This window comes from Synechococcus sp. CS-1333 (assembly GCF_025128015.1).
In the GTDB taxonomy this organism is placed as follows: domain Bacteria; phylum Cyanobacteriota; class Cyanobacteriia; order PCC-6307; family Cyanobiaceae; genus MW101C3.
Window position 1 is genome coordinate 62,665 of the sequence record NZ_JAHLYO010000009.1, and the last position, 15,703, is coordinate 78,367.

The following is a 15,703-nucleotide window of genomic DNA, read 5'->3' on the forward strand; positions in this document are numbered from 1 at the left end:
AGGGCCGGTCCCACAACCTGGGCGGGTGGTGTTGATCAGAGCCACAGCGCTGCATGAACGGACGTAAAGTCCGCTCGCCTGTTCCCCTCGTCATGGTCGCTCAGCTGGTTTTCGCGCTTCGTTCCGCCCTGAAGCGCTTCGCCGTGCTCAGCCTTTCCGTGGTGCTCTGCCTGGGGCTGGCCGCCTGCGACGGCAATCAGGCCCGCAAGCCTCCCTCGATCAGCCCAGCGGACATGGCCGTGATCCAGCGCCAGGCCGCAGGCTTCCAGGCCGCCAAAGACCGGCTGCCGGAACTGGCGGAGCTGATCAACGAACGCAACTGGGTGTTCACCCGCAACCTCATCCACGGTCCGATGCAGGAAGTGGGTCGCGAGATGCTCTACATCAACCAGCGGCTTCTTCCCGCCGACCGTCCAGCCGCCACCAAGCTCGCCAACCAGCTGAAGGCCGCCCTGGCCGAACTCGATGAAGCCGCCAAACTCCAGGACGGCGAGCGGCTGCGCAAGGGCTACATCAAGGTGGCCAGCGGTTTCGGCGCCTACGGCGAAGTAATCCCCGCCGATCCGCTCGGCTGAGCCAACAGCCCCTCTGACGGCTCCTCCGCCCCATCTCCCGCTACTCCCCACGCCCGCGTCCCGGGTGGTGGTGATCGGCGCCGGCATCATCGGCCTGGCTGCCGCCTGGTGGCTCCAACGCCTCGGCCATGCGGTGGTGCTGGTGGATCCAGCCCCCCACGGCCCCCAGCCCGAAGGCAGCGGCAGCAGCGCCGCGCTCGGGGTGCTGATGGGGGAGGTGTTCCACCGCAGCAGCGGCCGGGCCTGGCGGCTGCGGCAGCAATCGTTGCGGCTGTGGGAGCAGTGGCGCGCCGAGCTGGCCCTGGCCGGTCAGCCGGTGCCCCACCGGCCGGGCCTGCTGCTGCTGGCCGCCGACGCTCAGGAGCTGGCGCGCCTCGAAGCCCTCGCCCTGAGCCGCCAGGCCCTGGGCCTGGCCATGGAGTTGTGGCAGCGGCCGGCGCTGGAAGCCCTTCGCCCCGCCCTGCCGCACGGTGCCCTGGCGGGGCTGTTCTCTCCCCGCGACGGTCAGCTCGATCCCCTTGCCGCCATGGCCGCCTTCCGCCACGACGGACTGGCGCGCGGCCTGGAGCTGCGGGCGGATCGGGTGGAGGCCCTGGAGCGCCGCAACGACCGCTGGCACCTATCGCTGCGCGGCGGCGGCGAGCTGGAGGCCCCCTGGGTGCTGGTCGCCGCCGGCCTGGCCAGCCCGGCGCTGCTGGCGCCGCTCGGCCATGAGCGGCCGCTGGAGCCGGTGCTGGGCCAGGCCGCCGAGTTGGAGATCAGCCCTGAGCTCGCCGCTGCCTGGCCGGCGAGCGTGGTGTGGCGGGGCATCAACCTGGTGCCACGCCCGCAGCGGCGGCTATGGCTGGGCGCCACCCTGGAGCCCGGCCTCAGCGCCGATCCAGCCCGCTGGAGCGCCCTGCGCCAGCTGGAAGGCGTAGCACCGGAGTGGCTCGCGCAAGCGCGCGTGCAGCGCCACTGGCAGGGTCTGCGGGCGCGGCCAGCCGGGCGGCCGGCACCGTTGCTCGAGCAGCTGGAGCCGGGGCTGCTGCTGCTGTCCGGTCACTACCGCAATGGCGTGCTGCTGGCACCAGCCAGCGCCGCCTGGGCTGCTGACGTCATCGCTACCGGGAACGGGAGCCTTACCTGTCGTTAACGTTGGCAGCCGTGCCCTTGGATAGCTTCCGGGAGAAGCATTCCGCTCGCCCGTCGTCCCATGGCCTCCCCCACCCGATTGCACCGCCGTCCGCTCGCCCGTCTGGCGCTGCCGCTCGGCCTGGGCGCGGCGATGGCGCTCACGGCCTGCGGTGGCGGTAGCGGGGGCGGCGGGGGCGGCCAGCTCACCGGCACCCTCAACGGCGCCGGCGCCTCCTTCCCCTCCTCCATCTATCAGAGCTGGTTCCAGCAGCTGGCCTCCACCGGCTTGAAGGTGAACTACCAGTCGGTGGGCTCTGGCGCCGGGGTGCGCCAGTTCATCGCCGGCACGGTGGATTTCGGCGCCAGCGATGCGCCGATGGACGCTGAGGACCTCGCCAAGGTGAGCCGCGGCGCCGTGCAGGTGCCGATGACGGCTGGCGCCATCGCCGTGGCCTACAACCTGCCCGGTTGCGAGCTCAAGCTCACCCAGGCCCAGGTGGCGGATGTGTTCCTCGGCAAGATCAAGAACTTCAAGGAACTGGGCTGCGCTGATCAGCAGATCAACGTGGTGTATCGCTCGGACGGCTCTGGCACCACCTACAACTTCACCAACAGCCTGGCCGCCTTCAGCGAAGCCTGGAAGAGCGGCCCCGGAGCTGGCAAAGCGGTGGCCTGGCCGGTGGGCGTCGGCGCCAAGGGCAACGAGGGCGTAGCCGCCAACCTGGGCCAGAACCGCGGCAGCATCGGCTACGTGGAAACCTCTTTTGTGAAGGGCGATCTGCAGGCGGCCGCCATTCAGAACAAGAGCGGTGACTTCGCCAAACCCGACAACGAAAACGCCAGCAAGGCGCTGGCCGCCATCGATCTCGGGCCCGACCTGATCGGCAGCGATCCCAACCCCTCGGCCGGCTACCCGATCGTCACCTTCACCTGGATCCTGCTCTACAAAACCGGCAACGGCGAGAAGGCCGAGATGCTCAAGAAAGTCTTCAACACCACCTTGTCGGAAGAATTCCAGAGCAAGGCCCCCACGCTGGGCTACGTGAGCCTGCCGGCTGAGGTGGTCACCAAGGCCAAGGCCGCCGTCGACAGCATCGGCAAGTAATCCCCGGCACACCGTCCCCAGCCAGCTTCAGGCCCCGGCCTGCGCCAACGGCTTCCCAGCCCGGCTTCCTGCCATAACCGGATTCCTGCCCCTGAAGAGCAAAAAAAAGCCCTCCCTGCGGAGGGCTTTTCTGCTGAGACGTGAGGGCCGGTGGCAGGCCCGAAGGCCTGCCCGCCGCTCACTTGCTCTCGGTGAACTCGGCGTCGATCACGTCGTCGGCGGCAGCACCGGAGGCAGAGGCACCATTGCCGGCCGCTCCGTTGGCCGCCGCCGCTTCAGCGGCACCGGCCTGCTGATACACAGAGGCGCCCAGGGCGTAGAGCTCCTGTTGCAGCTCTTCGAGCAGGCTCTTCATGGCGGTGAAGTCTTCCTTCTCGACCGCTTCCTTGAGCTGCACGCGCTTGGCTTCCACCTTGTCCTTGGCGTCGGCGGCCACCTTGTCGCCCAGTTCGCCGAGCTGCTTCTCGGCCTGATACACGAGGGTTTCGGCCTGGTTCTTCAGGTCGATGCGCTCGCGCTTCTCCTTGTCGGCCGTGGCATTCAGCTCGGCGTCCTTCACCATCTTCTCCACCTCGTTGTCGCTGAGGGTGGAGGCGCCGGTGATGGAGATGCTCTGCTCCTTGCCGCTGCCCTTGTCCTTGGCGGTCACGCTGAGGATGCCGTTGGCGTCGATGTCGAAGGTGACTTCGATCTGGGGCACGCCGCGGGGGGCCGGAGGAATGCCGTCGAGACGGAAGGTTCCCAGGCTCTTGTTGTCGGACGCGAGCTCACGCTCACCCTGCAGCACGTGGATCTCCACGTTCGTCTGGCCATCCACCGCGGTGGAATACACCTCCGACTTCTTGGTGGGGATGGTGGTGTTGCGGGTGATCATCTTGGTCATCACGCCGCCCAGGGTTTCCACACCCAGCGACAGCGGGGTGACGTCGAGCAGAAGGATGTCCTTCACCTCACCGGCCAGCACACCGCCCTGAATGGCGGCGCCCACGGCCACCACTTCGTCGGGGTTCACCGTCTGGTTGGGGTCCTTGCCGGTGACCCGCTTGACCAGTTCCAGCACCGCGGGGATGCGGGTGGACCCCCCCACCATCACCACCTCATCCAGCTCGCTGCTGGCGAGCTTGGCGTCCTTGAGGGCCTGCTCCACCGGCACGCGGCAGCGATCAATCAGCTTGCTGGCCAGCTCCTCGAACTTCGCCCGGGTGAGCGTGACATCCAGGTGCTTGGGGCCTTCCGGCGTGGCCGTGATGAACGGCAGGTTGATCTCGCTCTGGGTGGCGCTGGAGAGCTCGATCTTGGCCTTCTCGGCCGCTTCGGTGAGGCGCTGCAGGGCCTGCTTGTCCTGGCGCAGGTCGATGCCTTCGTTGGCCTTGAAGGAATCCGCCAGGAAGTCGACGATCACCTTGTCGAAGTCGTCGCCACCCAGGTGGGTGTCGCCACTGGTGGAGAGCACCTCGAACACGCCATCGCCCACTTCGAGCACGGACACGTCGAAGGTGCCGCCGCCGAGGTCGAACACCAGAATGCGCTCGTTGCTCTTGCGATCCAGGCCATAGGCCAGGGCCGCCGCGGTGGGCTCGTTGATGATGCGCAGCACTTCGAGGCCGGCGATCTTGCCGGCATCCTTGGTGGCCTGGCGCTGGGAGTCGTTGAAGTAGGCGGGCACGGTGATCACCGCCTGGGTGACGGTTTCACCGAGGTACTTGCCGGCGTCTTCCGCCAGCTTGCGCAGCACCTGGGCCGACACTTCCTCCGGGGCGAACTGCTTGTTCAGCACCGGGCACTTGACCTTCACATTGGCGCCCACCTTTTCGACGCCGTAGCTCACTTCCTTCGATTCTTCGTTCACTTCCTCGACCCGGCGGCCGATGAAGCGCTTGACCGAATAGAAGGTGTTTTCAGGGTTCATCACCGCCTGGCGCTTGGCGATCTGCCCCACCAGCTGGTCCTGGTTCTTGGTGTACGCCACCACCGAAGGCGTGGTGCGGAAGCCTTCGGCGTTGGCAATCACCGTGGGCTTGCCGCCCTCCATGACCGCCACGCAGCTGTTCGTCGTGCCCAGATCAATCCCAACAACCTTGCCCATGGTGTCCCACCTCCTCTGATCGGATCGTGTTCTTACCGCTGCATCCTCAGCAACAGGGGCCTGGCGAGGCGAGGGGTGGTTTCCGAACTGCAGCCGTACCACTGGCTCTTCTGTGGTGCAGCCGGGCCCGTGGGGAAGGCGCAGCTGATGGTGCTTCCCATGGCGCCGCCGCCAGGCCACCGATGATGCCGCAGAGGCCCCGGAGGCCTCCGCTGCCGCTGGTGGCACCGCCGCAAGCCCCCCCATGACCCACACCATCACCGGCCATACCGCTCTGCTGGGCGTGCTCGGCGATCCGGTGCGCCATTCGCTCTCGCCGGTGATGCACAACGCCGCCCTGCGGGCACTCGGCCTCGACTGGATCTATCTGGCCCTGCCGGTGGCTGCCGCCGACCTGGCCACGGTGGTGCGCGGCCTGGAAGCCGTCGACTGCCGCGGCCTCAACGTCACCCTGCCCCACAAGCAGGCCATGGCCGCCCTGGCGGCGGAACTCAGCCCCCTGGCCCGCCGGGTCGGGGCCGTCAACACCCTGGTGCGCCGCGAGGCGGGCGGCTGGCTGGGCACGAACACCGATGTGGACGGCTTTCTGGCACCCCTGCGACAGGCGGCGGCGGGCGGCGGGGCCGGCGGCTGGAGCGGGCGGCGCGCCGTATTGCTGGGCTGCGGCGGCAGTGCCCGCGCCGTGGTGGCCGGTCTCACCGAGCTGGGTCTGGGGCGCATCACCGTGGCCGCCCGCGACCACGGGCGCCTGGCGGCCTTCCAGGCGAGCTGCGGTGACTGGGCGCCGGCCCTGGACAGCTGGCTCTGGAGCGCACCCGCTGGCGGTGGGGACGGCAACGCCGCCGCTGCTGGCCCCAGCCTGGCGCAACGCCTCAACGAGGCGGATCTGGTGGTGAACAGCACGCCGGTGGGCATGGGCGCGCCCGCCAGTGCTTCGGCAGCCATGGCCGCCGCCCGTTCCCCCCTGACGGCAGCCGAGCTGGAGGCACTGCGCCCCGGCACGCTCGTCTACGACCTCATCTACACACCTCGCCCCACCCCGCTGCTGCAGGACGCCGCCGCCCGGGGCTGCCACACCCAGGACGGCCTGGAGATGCTCGTGCAGCAGGGGGCTGCCGCCCTGCAGCTCTGGCTCCAGGCGGCCGGCCAGGCGCTGCCGGTGCCCGTTGACGCCATGCGCGAGGCGGCCACAGCGTGGCTGGCGGCACCTACCGTGGGCTGACACGGCCCCGGCTGATGGACATCCCCATCTGGCAACGTTTTCTGGCCGTTCTGGCTTACCTGCTGCCCTGGAGCGACGCCCTTCCCTTCGGCAGGGACCTGTTCGGCCTCTTTCCACTGCTGCAGTGGCTGGCCGTTCCGGCGCTGCCGCTGGCCACCCTCCAGCAACTCGTTCCCTTCGGCGGGTTCGTGATCTTCCTGGTGCTGTTTCTGGCGGTGGTGCGCAACCCGCGGGTTCCCTACTTCATCCGCTTCAACGTGCTGCAGGCGATCCTGATCGACATCGTGCTGATCCTGGTCTCGCTCACCTTCCAGATCCTGCTGAGCCCCCTGGCGGGCAGCTTCGCCGTGCGCACCCTCAGCAACACGGTCTTCCTCGGCACGCTGCTGCTGGTGCTGTTCTCCGTGATCCAGTGCGTCCGCGGCAAGGAACCCGACATCCCCACCGTGTCCGAGGCGGTGCGCATCCAGCTCTACTGACCCGCCGCTGAAGCCCCGGTCAGCCCGGCGGGTAGGCTGGTGAGTCCGTCGCTGGTCGCCAACAGGCTGCCGGCCTCATCCGAGCCCGTCACGGAGCTTTCACTCCCGCCATGTCGCAGAAGCCTTACTACGAAACGATGTACATCCTTCGTCCGGACATCCCGGAGGAAGAGGTGGAGACGCATGTCAACAAATACCGTGACATCGTCACCGAAGCAGGCGCCGAAGTGCTTGACACCCAGATGCGCGGCAAGCGGCGTCTGGCCTACACGATCGCCAAGCATCGCGAAGGGATCTACGTGCAGCTCAACCACAACGGCGATGGCCAGCAGGTGGCCCTGCTGGAGCGGGCGATGCGTCTCAGCGAAGACGTGATCCGTTACCTCACCGTCAAACAGGACGGCCCGATGCCAGCCCCCCGCGCCGGTGGCGCAGCGGCGCCCGCCGAAGCCGAGGCTGCCATCGCTGTCGCCTCCTGATCCTGGGCCTTCACCGGCTGCTCCAGATCCGGGGACACAACACCGGGGTCGCAACGACTGCTGCAGTCGCGGCGGTCCCGGATAGCCTGATACCCATCTTGTCCCCCGTTCTGGACGTTGCCCGAACACGTCCCCTCCGACCGGTTCGGGTCTGACGACCCGACTGCCTCTCAGGCCAATGGCAGCGATCCGGAAACCCTTGAGGTTGATCTTCAAGCCACGCGGCTTGAGTTGCAGTCCAGCCAGATGCAGCTCCAGTCGGCCCACCTGCGTCTGAGCCGTACCCAGCAGGAGCTGGAGCAGGCGCGCCGTCACCAAGCGGAACTGGAATCTCTGGTTTCCGAGTTGCCTGAGATCTTTGAGCGCAAGTTCAAGGAACGCTGCGAGCCGATCCTGGAGCGCCAGAGGTTGCTCACGGAGGAGAACCAGTCGTTGCGGCTAACGCTCCAGCACGCGCTGCCTGGCCTCAACCCCCAGCAACGCATCTTGATGCCCGCTCCCGCGCCTGCCGCCGCACCGGGTCCGCCACCACCACCCACACCACCGTCCAGGGAGCGGCCCACCCAGCCGCGCACGCCGCTGCAGCCGCTGCACTGGTTGAAGAGCTCCCTGAGCGCCGCACCCCGTCTGCCGCAAACCCGGCACCAACTGCTGCTGATCGCCGGAGCGGTGGGCCTGCTCTCCCTCGGAGGCACCCTCGGATGGCATCAACTGCGGCAATCCCCCGCTTCCGCTCCCTCGGTGAAAACCACTGCGTCAATAGCGGAAGCGCAAGGGCAGGCCAAGAGCGGCAATGGCACCAGTGCCGCCACCCCCAATCCCGACGCTGTCGGGCCCAACGAAGTGGCCCTGCGCAGCAACGAGGACAACTGGGTGGAGGTGCGCAACGGCGCCGGTACCTACCTATTCGCGGGCTTGCTGAAAGGGGAGAAGCGATTTGCGCTCAGTGAGGGGCTGCAGGTGTTCGCCGGCCGTCCCGACCTGCTCACGATTCGACGCGCTGATGGCCCAGCCCGCCTGCTGGGGCGCATCAGCGACGTCGCCTGGGTCACCATCCAGCCTGGAGCCAGCGGCCGTGGCTCCGGGCCTGAAGCCGAAGGAACTCCCACCACTTCTCCGGCCATCGCGACTCCCAGCCCCTGAACTAACGCCGCCGCGCGGCGGCCCACAGGCGCGTGGGCAGGCCCCACATGTAGATGAACCCCTCAGCCGCCCGGTGATCGAAGCGATCGTCGGCACCGTAGGTGGCCATGTCGGGCATGTAGAGGCTTTCGCTGGAGGAGCGGCCGATCACGGTGGCATTCCCCTTGTGGAGCCGGATCCGCACCATGCCGCTGACGGTCAGCTGGGTGCGGTCGAGGAAGCCGTCGAGCGCCTCCTTGAGCGGGCCGAACCAGAGGCCCTGGTACACAAGATCAGACCAGCTGGTTTCGATCTGGCGCTTGTAGCGCAGCACATCGGCGGCCAGGGTGAGGCTTTCGAGTTCCTGGTGGGCCTTGATCAGCAGCAGCAGGCCGGGGGTTTCATAGATCTCCCGCGACTTGATCCCCACCACCCGGTTCTCGATCATGTCGAGACGGCCGAAGCCATGGCTGCCGGCAAGGGCGTTGGCGCGGCGCACCAGCGCCACCGGATCGAGCCGTTGGCCGTTGATCGCCACCGGATTGCCCTGCTCGAAGCTGATCTCCACCACCTCGGGCTGCTCCGGCGCTGCGCTCACGGAGCAGGTCATGGCGTAAATCTCTTCGGGCGGCTCGACCCAGGGATCCTCCAGCGGGCCGGCCTCGATGCTGCGGCCCAGCAGGTTCAGGTCGATCGAAAAAGGTGAGGCCTTGCTCACCGGCACCGGGATGCCGCAACGCTCCCCATAGGCGATCGTTTCTTCCCGGCTCATGCCCCACTCGCGCGCCGGAGCGAGCACCTTGAGCTCGGGCGCCAGGGCCCCGATCGCCACATCGAAACGCACCTGGTCGTTGCCCTTGCCAGTGCAGCCATGGGCCACGGCATCGGCGCCCACCTCACGGGCCACCTCCACCAGGCGACGGGCGATCAGCGGGCGGGCCAGGGCGGTGGAGAGGGGATAGCGGCCTTCGTAGAGGGCGTTGGCGCGGATGGCGGGAAAGGCAAAGTCGGTGATGAACGGCTCGATCAGATCACCCACGATCGACTGGCTGGCGCCGGAGTCGAGCGCCTTGCGGCGGATCGGCTCGAGCTCATCGCCCTGGCCGAGATCGGCCGCGAAGGTGATCACCTCCTCCACTCCGAATTCGTTCAGGAGATAAGGAATGCATACGCTCGTATCGACCCCGCCGGAGTAGGCGAGCACCACCCGTTTCGCCCGGGACGTCCGTTCCTCCTGTGTCATTCGCTCAGTGCCTCGCTCGGATCCGGTTGCTGGATTCTCCCCCAGCGGCGGGCGATCCAGAACCCCATCAGCAGCGGGGGCAGCAGCAGCAGAGCCCAGACGATCGCCGGCGTGGGCGTGAGCGCCACCGGCCAGCGGCGGCCGGCGGCCACCAGCAGGCCACTGAGCAGCAGGGCAACGGCCCATACCCGCAGAATCCCGACCGCCTTGGATGCCGACAAGAAAACGGGGCAGAGGCCTGATCTATGGTGGTGGATCGGCGAACCGGGCGCAGCGTTGGCTTTCCCAGCCTGAACATCCCCGCTGATCTGCATTCATGAGCACCCTCGACAGCGTCAATCCCTCCCTCACCCGCTACGGGCGGGAAGAGCCGGCACCGGTGCTCCCCCTGCGGGACGAACCGGACCTGCTGAGCTGGCTGGAAACCAGCGGCCGGCTGGTGGTGGATGAGGAAACCGCCGCTCCTGACGTGAGCACGGTGGAAGAGGAGGAGCTCTCCGCCCTGATGGGCGAGAAAGAGGATTACAGCCCCGCCGACGAAGCAAGCGACGAAAGCTGGGAAGACTGACCCTTCCCCTCCCATCCGTCCGGTTACGAGGAACGGGCCTGAACGGCCGCCATCGCCCCTGATCCTTGGCCTCCACCTCCCCGCTCACCGCTCCCGGCCGGCTGCGTTCACCCGCCAGCGCCCTCACCCTGCTGCTCGTGGCGGCGGCCTTGGGCTGCGATCTCTGGTTCCGGGTGTCCCAGCTCACGCTGCCGCTGCTGCTGGCGGCGCTGGTGAGCTGGACGCTGTGTGTGTGGGGGGTGCCGCGGTTGCGGGCCCTGAAAGTGGGCCAGGTGATCCGGGAAGACGGCCCCCAGGGCCACCTCAGCAAGGCCGGCACCCCCACGATGGGCGGTCTGCTGGTGGTGCCGGTGGGGGTGATCGTGGGCGGGCTGATCGCTCCGACCGATGAGCGACTGCTGGCGGTGGCCGCCATCACCCTCGCCTTCCTGGCGATCGGCGGCTTCGACGACTGGCGCAGCCTCACCCGCCGCACCAACACCGGCCTGACCCCGAAGGGGAAGCTGGTGCTGCAGGCGCTGGCGGCGCTGCTGTTCCTGGCCTGGGGCAGCTGGCGTGGCTGGTTCGGCGGCGATGTGGGCCTGCCGTTCGGCTGGGTGCTGCCGCTGGGCCTGCTGCTGCTGCCGCTGGGTCTGTTCGTGTTCCTGGCCGAAAGCAACGCCACCAACCTCACCGATGGCCTCGACGGCCTGGCGGCAGGCTGCGGCGCCGTGGTGTTCACCGGCTTCGCCCTGGAGCTGATGCTGCGTGGCCACAGCGGCGACCCCGCCATGGCCGGCTTCTGCGCGGCGATGGCGGGCGCCTGGCTGGGCTTCCTGGGCCACAACCGCCACCCCGCCCGGGTGTTCATGGGCGACACCGGCTCGCTGGCAATGGGGGCGGCGCTCACGGCGGTGGCCCTGCTCACCAACAGCCTCTGGCCCCTGCTTGTGATGGGCGGGGTGTTCGTGGCCGAGTCCCTGTCGGTGATCCTGCAGGTGTGGGTGTTCAAAGCCACCAAGGGCCCCGATGGGCAGGGCAGGCGGCTGTTCCGCATGGCGCCGCTGCACCACCATTTCGAGCTGGCGGGCAACCCGGAACAGCGGGTCGTGGTGGGGTTCTGGCTCGCGAGCGTGGCCTTGGTGCTGCTCGGCCTGCTGCTGCTGCCCTGAGCCTCGAGCGCTGCGGCGCAGGGCAGAGCTGAGCAGAATTGAGGCGGAGCTGAGCAGAATCGAGAGGGTGGCTCCCACCCCCGCGTCCATTCCCCGCACTGCGAGCGTCGCCTTGGCTTACTTCACCTGGAAGGAAACGGGCCTGACGGCCGATTGCGCCAGCCTCGAGGCGATGGCAGCCCGCTTTGAGGAGGCCGCCGGCCTGATGCGGCGCATGGCGCAGGAGGGCTTCCAACTGGAGCGCCACAGCGACGGCCAGCACATCACCCACGCCGATGCACAGGTGTTCGAGGCCTATGGCTTCGTGAGCGAGGAGCCGCCGGTGCGCCAGCTCGACCTGATCGCCGATTCCTGACCAGGCCGGGCTGATCGGCGTTTTGATCGGGACGTTCTGTTGGGGGCCTGCTGGCTGAAGCAGTGGGTCGCGGCGGGGAGGTCGCGGCGCTCAGGAGCGACGCAGGAAGCCCACCAGCCACACGATCACGAACGCCAGCGAAGAGAGGCCGAGATAGATCAGCACACCATTCTGCAGGCCGTCGATCGTCCATCCGAACGGCAGCCCATCGACGCCGTCACCGGTGGACGCGAAGGCCAGAACGGCGGGCGAAACGATCAAGGCAGGCGGGGCCGACACGCTGCTCTTCTAGCAGGGCCAAGCGGGGGAGCAGGATCAAGGGCACCTGCCCCCCCGTGATGACGGCGCCCACCTTCCCTCGCACCCTGATGCTGCTGGGCAGCGGCGAGCTGGGCAAAGAAGTGGCCATCTCCGCCCAGCGCCTCGGTTGCCGCGTGATCGCCGTCGACCGCTACGCCGGTGCGCCCGCCATGCAGGTGGCCGATGCGGCGGAGGTGATCCCGATGACCGATGCGGCGGCGCTGCTGGCCGTGGTGCGGCGCCACCGGCCGGATCTGGTGATCCCGGAGATCGAGGCCCTGGCCGTGGATGCCCTGGCTGAACTGGAGGCGGAAGGCGTCACCGTGATTCCCACGGCGCAGGCCACAGCCGTGACCATGAACCGTGATCGCATCCGGGATCTGGCCGCCGGCACCCTGGGCCTGCGCACCGCCCGCTTCGCCTATGCCAGCAGCGCCGAGGAACTGGCCGCCGCCGCCGCGCCGCTCGGTTGGCCCGTGGTGGTGAAGCCGGTGATGAGCTCCTCGGGCAAGGGGCAGAGCGTGGTACAGGGCCCCGAAGGCATCGCGGCGGCCTGGGAGGCGGCGCTGGCGGGCGCGCGCGGGGCCGGTGCGCGGGTGATCGTGGAGGAGTTCCTGCAGTTCGAGCAGGAGATCACCCTGCTCACAGTGCGGCAGTGGAACGGCCCCACGCTGTTCTGCCCGCCGATCGGCCACGTGCAGGAACGGGGCGACTACCAATGCAGCTGGCAGCCCGCCTGCCTCGCACCGGCTCAGCTGGAGGCAGCCCAGGCAATGGCCTTGAAGGTCACCGATCACCTTGGCGGTGCTGGACTGTTCGGCGTGGAGTTCTTCCTCACCGGTGCTGCCGGCTCCACGGACCCCGGTGCGGTTGTGTTCTCGGAACTCTCGCCCCGGCCGCACGACACGGGCCTGGTGACGCTGGCCGGCCAGAACCTCAGCGAGTTCGAACTGCACCTGCGCGCCGTGCTGGGGCTGCCGATCCCCGCCATCCAATCCACCGGTCCCGCCGCCAGCCGGGTGATCCTGGCCGGCGAGCAGCTCAGCAGCGTGGCCTACACCGGCGTGGCGGCAGCCCTGGCCGAACCCGACACCACCGTGCTGCTGTTCGGCAAGCCGGAAGCACGGCCCCACCGGCGCATGGGTGTGGCCCTGGCGCGCGGCACCGATCTGGCTGAGGCACGGGAGCGGGCCGATCGCGCCGCCGCCCGGGTGGAGGTGGTGGCAGGTCCCTGACCTGGCCAGCCAGGGGAATGGGTTTTATGGTGCGGCCATCGGAAACCTCAATGCCCAAGGCCCAGTCGCGTCGTAGCCCTCTCTCCGTCACGGCCCGGGTCCAAGACCTTGGGTCGACGGCTGACCCTGCCGCTGGCCTTCAGGAAGGCGCGCCGGCGGAAGGTGCACCGCGCCGGGGCAATGGTGGCAAGAGCCCCCGTCGCCGTCTGCATCGCCCCTCTGCGCTGCTGGGTCTGGCCTGTGGAGTGGGCCTGAGCCTGCTCGTCACCGGGCCCCTTCCCCAGCTGCTGGGCGCCTTGATGGCCGGGCTGATGAAAGCGGCCCCCTCGGTCAGCAGCCTGGTGGCGCCCCTCGGCCTCGACCAGCACCGCATCGTGGTGCTGGGCACCGATCACGTGGCCGCCAATACCGATGTGATGTTCACCGTGGAGGTGCAGGACGGCATCACCCGGCTGACCCAGGTGCCGCGGGACACCTTTATCGAATCCGACCAGCACGGCGTGCTGAAGGCCAATGCCCTCTATGCCATGGGTGGTGTGGAGGAAGTGAAGGCACAGCTCACCAGCTTGCTGGGCACTCCGGTGGACCGCTACGTGCTGGTCAACCTCAATGCCGTGCAGAAGCTGGCCGATGCCCTGGGCGGTGTGGAGGTGGATGTGCCCAAGCGGATGTACTACACCGACAGCCGCCAGGACCTTTACATTGACCTCTACCCGGGCGTGCAGCTGCTCAAGGGCGAAGCCCTTGAAGGCTTCCTGCGCTACCGCAACGATGAACTGGGCGATCTCGGCCGCATGGAGCGTCAGCAGATGGTGCTGCGGGAAGTGTTCCGCAAGCTGGCCCAGCCCGGCACGGTGGCCCAGTATCCGGCGCTGATCAAGCTGGCCGGCGAGAACGTAAAAACCGATCTCACGCCGATGGAGCTGGGCGCCCTGCTCTCCACCATGGGCTCCACCAAGCTCAGCACCAACCGCCTGCCGGGGCGGCTCTTCTGGCAGGACGACCTGAGTTACTGGATGCCGGACACCAACACCAACCACCCCGCCAGCAGCGACAGCGAAGAACTGCCGGCCTTCTGAGCGGACCGGCCACCAGCCCGCTCTGGTTCAGCTTCAGGGGGTGCGACCACGCAGGGCGCCGGTCACGTCCACCAAGGGAATAGCGCTGTCGCCCCAGCCATTGGCTGGTAGCAGTTGCGGGGCACCCGAGCGCGGGGCGACCGCAGGCCCGGCCGCATAGGCGGCGTTGGTCCAGGCCAGGAGCAAGCCGCGCAGCGCCCCACCACCCACCTCGTAGGTGGAACCGAGATTGAAGTGATCGCCGCCTTTGGCCAGCACGAGGCTGTGCCCACCGCCGGCATTGCGCGCCTCCAGGGTCATCGGCGTGATCGCCTCAGGCCCGGCGGGCACCACCCAGTCACGGCTGCCGCTCACCAGCAGCACGCGGCTGGAGATGGACTGGGCCGCACCGGAGGCGAACAGCAGCGACATGGGCGGACTGACCGCGACCACCGCCTTGATGCGGGGATCCGCCAGCGCGGCGGTATTGGCAGAGGTGAGGAAGCTGCACTGCAGGATCCAGCTGAGATTTCTGGAAGGATCGAAGGGGTCGTTGCAGAACTCGGTCAGGCGGGTGTCGCTGGGCTTGGCACCGGCCAGCTGCAGCACGGTTGTGGCGCCCCACGACTGGCCCATGGCCACCACGGAGTCGGTGCGGATGCCGGGCGGCAGGCCCAGGCCACCGGCAGCGACGGCATCGATCACGGCGCTCACATCCAGGGGCCGCATCCGCAGCTCCTCCGGGCCCGGCGGCGGCACCTTGCCGGAGAGCATGGCGCTCTGCTGCTGCCGGTCGCTGCCGGGGTGGCGGGGCAGGAGCACGGTGTAGCCGTGGCTGGCGAGATGGCGCCCCCAGCCCTCAAAGCTTTCCGGGCTGTCCCACAGACCGTGGGAGATCACCACCAGGCGGTTGTTGGCGCCTGTGGTCGGGCGGACCACCACCACGGACAACGGCTGGGGCCGGTAGGCCACGGGAATCGTGAGTTCAGCGCGTTGCGTGGCCAGTGGACCCGCTGAGCGCAGGGCCGGATCTTCCGCCGCCGCCGGCTGCGCGGCCAGCAGGGTATCGGCCGGCTGCTGCTGCCGCGCCAGCCGCTGCACGGCGAACAGGGCGCGGCCCAGATCGATCGTGGCCGTTTTTCCGGGCAGGGCCCGCAGCACAGTGAGCATGGTGAGCGGACCCTTGGCCGCCGCCTGGTCCAGCACCCTGGAAAGATCCTCCCCGGTGAACGGCTCCGGCAGGCCGTCGATGCCGCCGAGCGCCGACACCAGCAGCAGGGCCTGATTGAGCAGGGGCGAGGTCGCGGAGGTGTCGACCACGGCCGTCACCTGCAGCGGCAGCGGGGCATTGAACAGGTCCACGAACTTGCGGCCCACCGCTCCATCGGTGGCGCGGTCCAGCTCGGCCAGGTCGCTGTTGCCGGCCAACAGGCTGGCAGGGCTGCTGAGCTCGCTCAGCTTCACTGTGAAGTCGGTATCCAGCAGCGGCAGCCGCATCTGCACCCGCTCCAGCGCCTGGGCACGGGAGGGCGCCAAGGCGAGGCCCCCCACTAGCCCGGCAACGGTCAGCAGGGCGGTTGCCGCCGGCTTGAATCGACGCTGGGCCACG

17 protein-coding genes are annotated in these 15,703 nt (G+C 68.7%); 12 read left to right on the plus strand and 5 right to left on the minus strand.

The genetic code is table 11. The features are described from left to right. The first annotated feature begins 92 nt into the window (after positions 1 to 92). The 3 genes from psbQ to pstS all read left to right on the plus strand — a co-directional run bounded on the left by psbQ (position 93) and on the right by pstS (position 2,796). Complete coding sequence (psbQ, locus tag KQ303_RS02245; protein ID WP_259728982.1) at positions 93 to 575, plus strand: photosystem II protein PsbQ; 483 nt, start codon at positions 93 to 95, stop codon at positions 573 to 575. Positions 576 to 639: 64 nt separating this feature from the next. Next, entirely contained in the window at positions 640 to 1,710 is a 1,071-nt protein-coding gene (locus KQ303_RS02250; RefSeq protein WP_259728983.1) for an FAD-binding oxidoreductase, read from the plus strand. Positions 1,711 to 1,770: 60 nt separating this feature from the next. Then, positions 1,771 to 2,796: a phosphate ABC transporter substrate-binding protein PstS gene (gene pstS / locus KQ303_RS02255; RefSeq protein ID WP_259728984.1), complete on the plus strand. Its 1,026-nt coding sequence runs from the start codon at positions 1,771 to 1,773 to the stop codon at positions 2,794 to 2,796. A gap of 178 nt (positions 2,797 to 2,974) precedes the next feature. On the opposite strand, the gene dnaK is transcribed toward pstS, so the two are convergent. Next, positions 2,975 to 4,882, minus strand: coding sequence for a molecular chaperone DnaK (dnaK, locus tag KQ303_RS02260; RefSeq protein WP_094511214.1), 1,908 nt, complete (start codon positions 4,880 to 4,882; stop codon positions 2,975 to 2,977). A gap of 244 nt (positions 4,883 to 5,126) precedes the next feature. Between dnaK and KQ303_RS02265 the strand changes: the two genes are divergently transcribed. The 4 genes from KQ303_RS02265 to KQ303_RS02280 all read left to right on the plus strand — a co-directional run bounded on the left by KQ303_RS02265 (position 5,127) and on the right by KQ303_RS02280 (position 8,205). Continuing rightward, positions 5,127 to 6,104, plus strand: a complete 978-nt coding sequence (locus KQ303_RS02265) for a shikimate dehydrogenase (RefSeq protein WP_259728985.1) — start codon at positions 5,127 to 5,129, stop codon at positions 6,102 to 6,104. A gap of 14 nt (positions 6,105 to 6,118) precedes the next feature. Next, entirely contained in the window at positions 6,119 to 6,583 is a 465-nt protein-coding gene (locus tag KQ303_RS02270) for a Tic20 family protein (RefSeq protein ID WP_094511541.1), read from the plus strand. Positions 6,584 to 6,693: 110 nt separating this feature from the next. After that, entirely contained in the window at positions 6,694 to 7,062 is a 369-nt protein-coding gene (gene rpsF / locus KQ303_RS02275; RefSeq protein ID WP_094511212.1) for a 30S ribosomal protein S6, read from the plus strand. A 246-nt stretch (positions 7,063 to 7,308) separates the two neighbouring features. Continuing rightward, positions 7,309 to 8,205: a DUF4115 domain-containing protein gene (locus KQ303_RS02280; protein WP_259728986.1), complete on the plus strand. Its 897-nt coding sequence runs from the start codon at positions 7,309 to 7,311 to the stop codon at positions 8,203 to 8,205. Between the two features lies 1 nt (position 8,206). Here KQ303_RS02280 and KQ303_RS02285 read toward each other — a convergent pair whose 3' ends face one another. Then, on the minus strand, positions 8,207 to 9,427 hold the full coding sequence (locus KQ303_RS02285; protein ID WP_259728987.1) for an argininosuccinate synthase: 1,221 nt from the start codon (positions 9,425 to 9,427) through the stop codon (positions 8,207 to 8,209). Next, positions 9,424 to 9,648: a hypothetical protein gene (locus KQ303_RS02290; protein WP_144036949.1), complete on the minus strand. Its 225-nt coding sequence runs from the start codon at positions 9,646 to 9,648 to the stop codon at positions 9,424 to 9,426. The genes KQ303_RS02285 and KQ303_RS02290 overlap by 4 nt, the downstream gene beginning before the upstream one ends. Before the next feature lie 95 nt (positions 9,649 to 9,743). Here KQ303_RS02290 and KQ303_RS02295 point away from each other — a divergent pair, with 95 nt between their 5' ends. The 3 genes from KQ303_RS02295 to KQ303_RS02305 all read left to right on the plus strand — a co-directional run bounded on the left by KQ303_RS02295 (position 9,744) and on the right by KQ303_RS02305 (position 11,501). Next, the gene (locus KQ303_RS02295; RefSeq protein ID WP_094511208.1) at positions 9,744 to 9,995 is read left to right on the plus strand and encodes a DUF3134 domain-containing protein; all 252 of its coding nucleotides are present in this window, start codon (positions 9,744 to 9,746) and stop codon (positions 9,993 to 9,995) included. Positions 9,996 to 10,060: 65 nt separating this feature from the next. Then, positions 10,061 to 11,146, plus strand: a complete 1,086-nt coding sequence (gene mraY, locus KQ303_RS02300) for a phospho-N-acetylmuramoyl-pentapeptide-transferase (RefSeq protein WP_259728988.1) — start codon at positions 10,061 to 10,063, stop codon at positions 11,144 to 11,146. Positions 11,147 to 11,258: 112 nt separating this feature from the next. Further along, on the plus strand, positions 11,259 to 11,501 hold the full coding sequence (locus KQ303_RS02305; RefSeq protein ID WP_094511206.1) for a hypothetical protein: 243 nt from the start codon (positions 11,259 to 11,261) through the stop codon (positions 11,499 to 11,501). A 90-nt stretch (positions 11,502 to 11,591) separates the two neighbouring features. Here the strand turns inward: KQ303_RS02305 and KQ303_RS02310 are convergent, their stop codons facing one another. Beyond that, positions 11,592 to 11,780: a cytochrome B6 gene (locus tag KQ303_RS02310; protein ID WP_233132866.1), complete on the minus strand. Its 189-nt coding sequence runs from the start codon at positions 11,778 to 11,780 to the stop codon at positions 11,592 to 11,594. 59 nt (positions 11,781 to 11,839) lie between these two features. On the opposite strand from KQ303_RS02310, the gene purT reads away from it, so the two are divergent. Both purT and KQ303_RS02320 read left to right on the plus strand, forming a co-directional pair. Then, entirely contained in the window at positions 11,840 to 13,036 is a 1,197-nt protein-coding gene (gene purT / locus KQ303_RS02315; protein WP_259728989.1) for a formate-dependent phosphoribosylglycinamide formyltransferase, read from the plus strand. A gap of 50 nt (positions 13,037 to 13,086) precedes the next feature. Next, positions 13,087 to 14,115: an LCP family protein gene (locus tag KQ303_RS02320; protein WP_259728990.1), complete on the plus strand. Its 1,029-nt coding sequence runs from the start codon at positions 13,087 to 13,089 to the stop codon at positions 14,113 to 14,115. 33 nt (positions 14,116 to 14,148) lie between these two features. On the opposite strand, the gene KQ303_RS02325 is transcribed toward KQ303_RS02320, so the two are convergent. Then, positions 14,149 to 15,702, minus strand: coding sequence for a dienelactone hydrolase (locus tag KQ303_RS02325; RefSeq protein WP_259728991.1), 1,554 nt, complete (start codon positions 15,700 to 15,702; stop codon positions 14,149 to 14,151). Position 15,703: the final 1 nt, after the last annotated feature.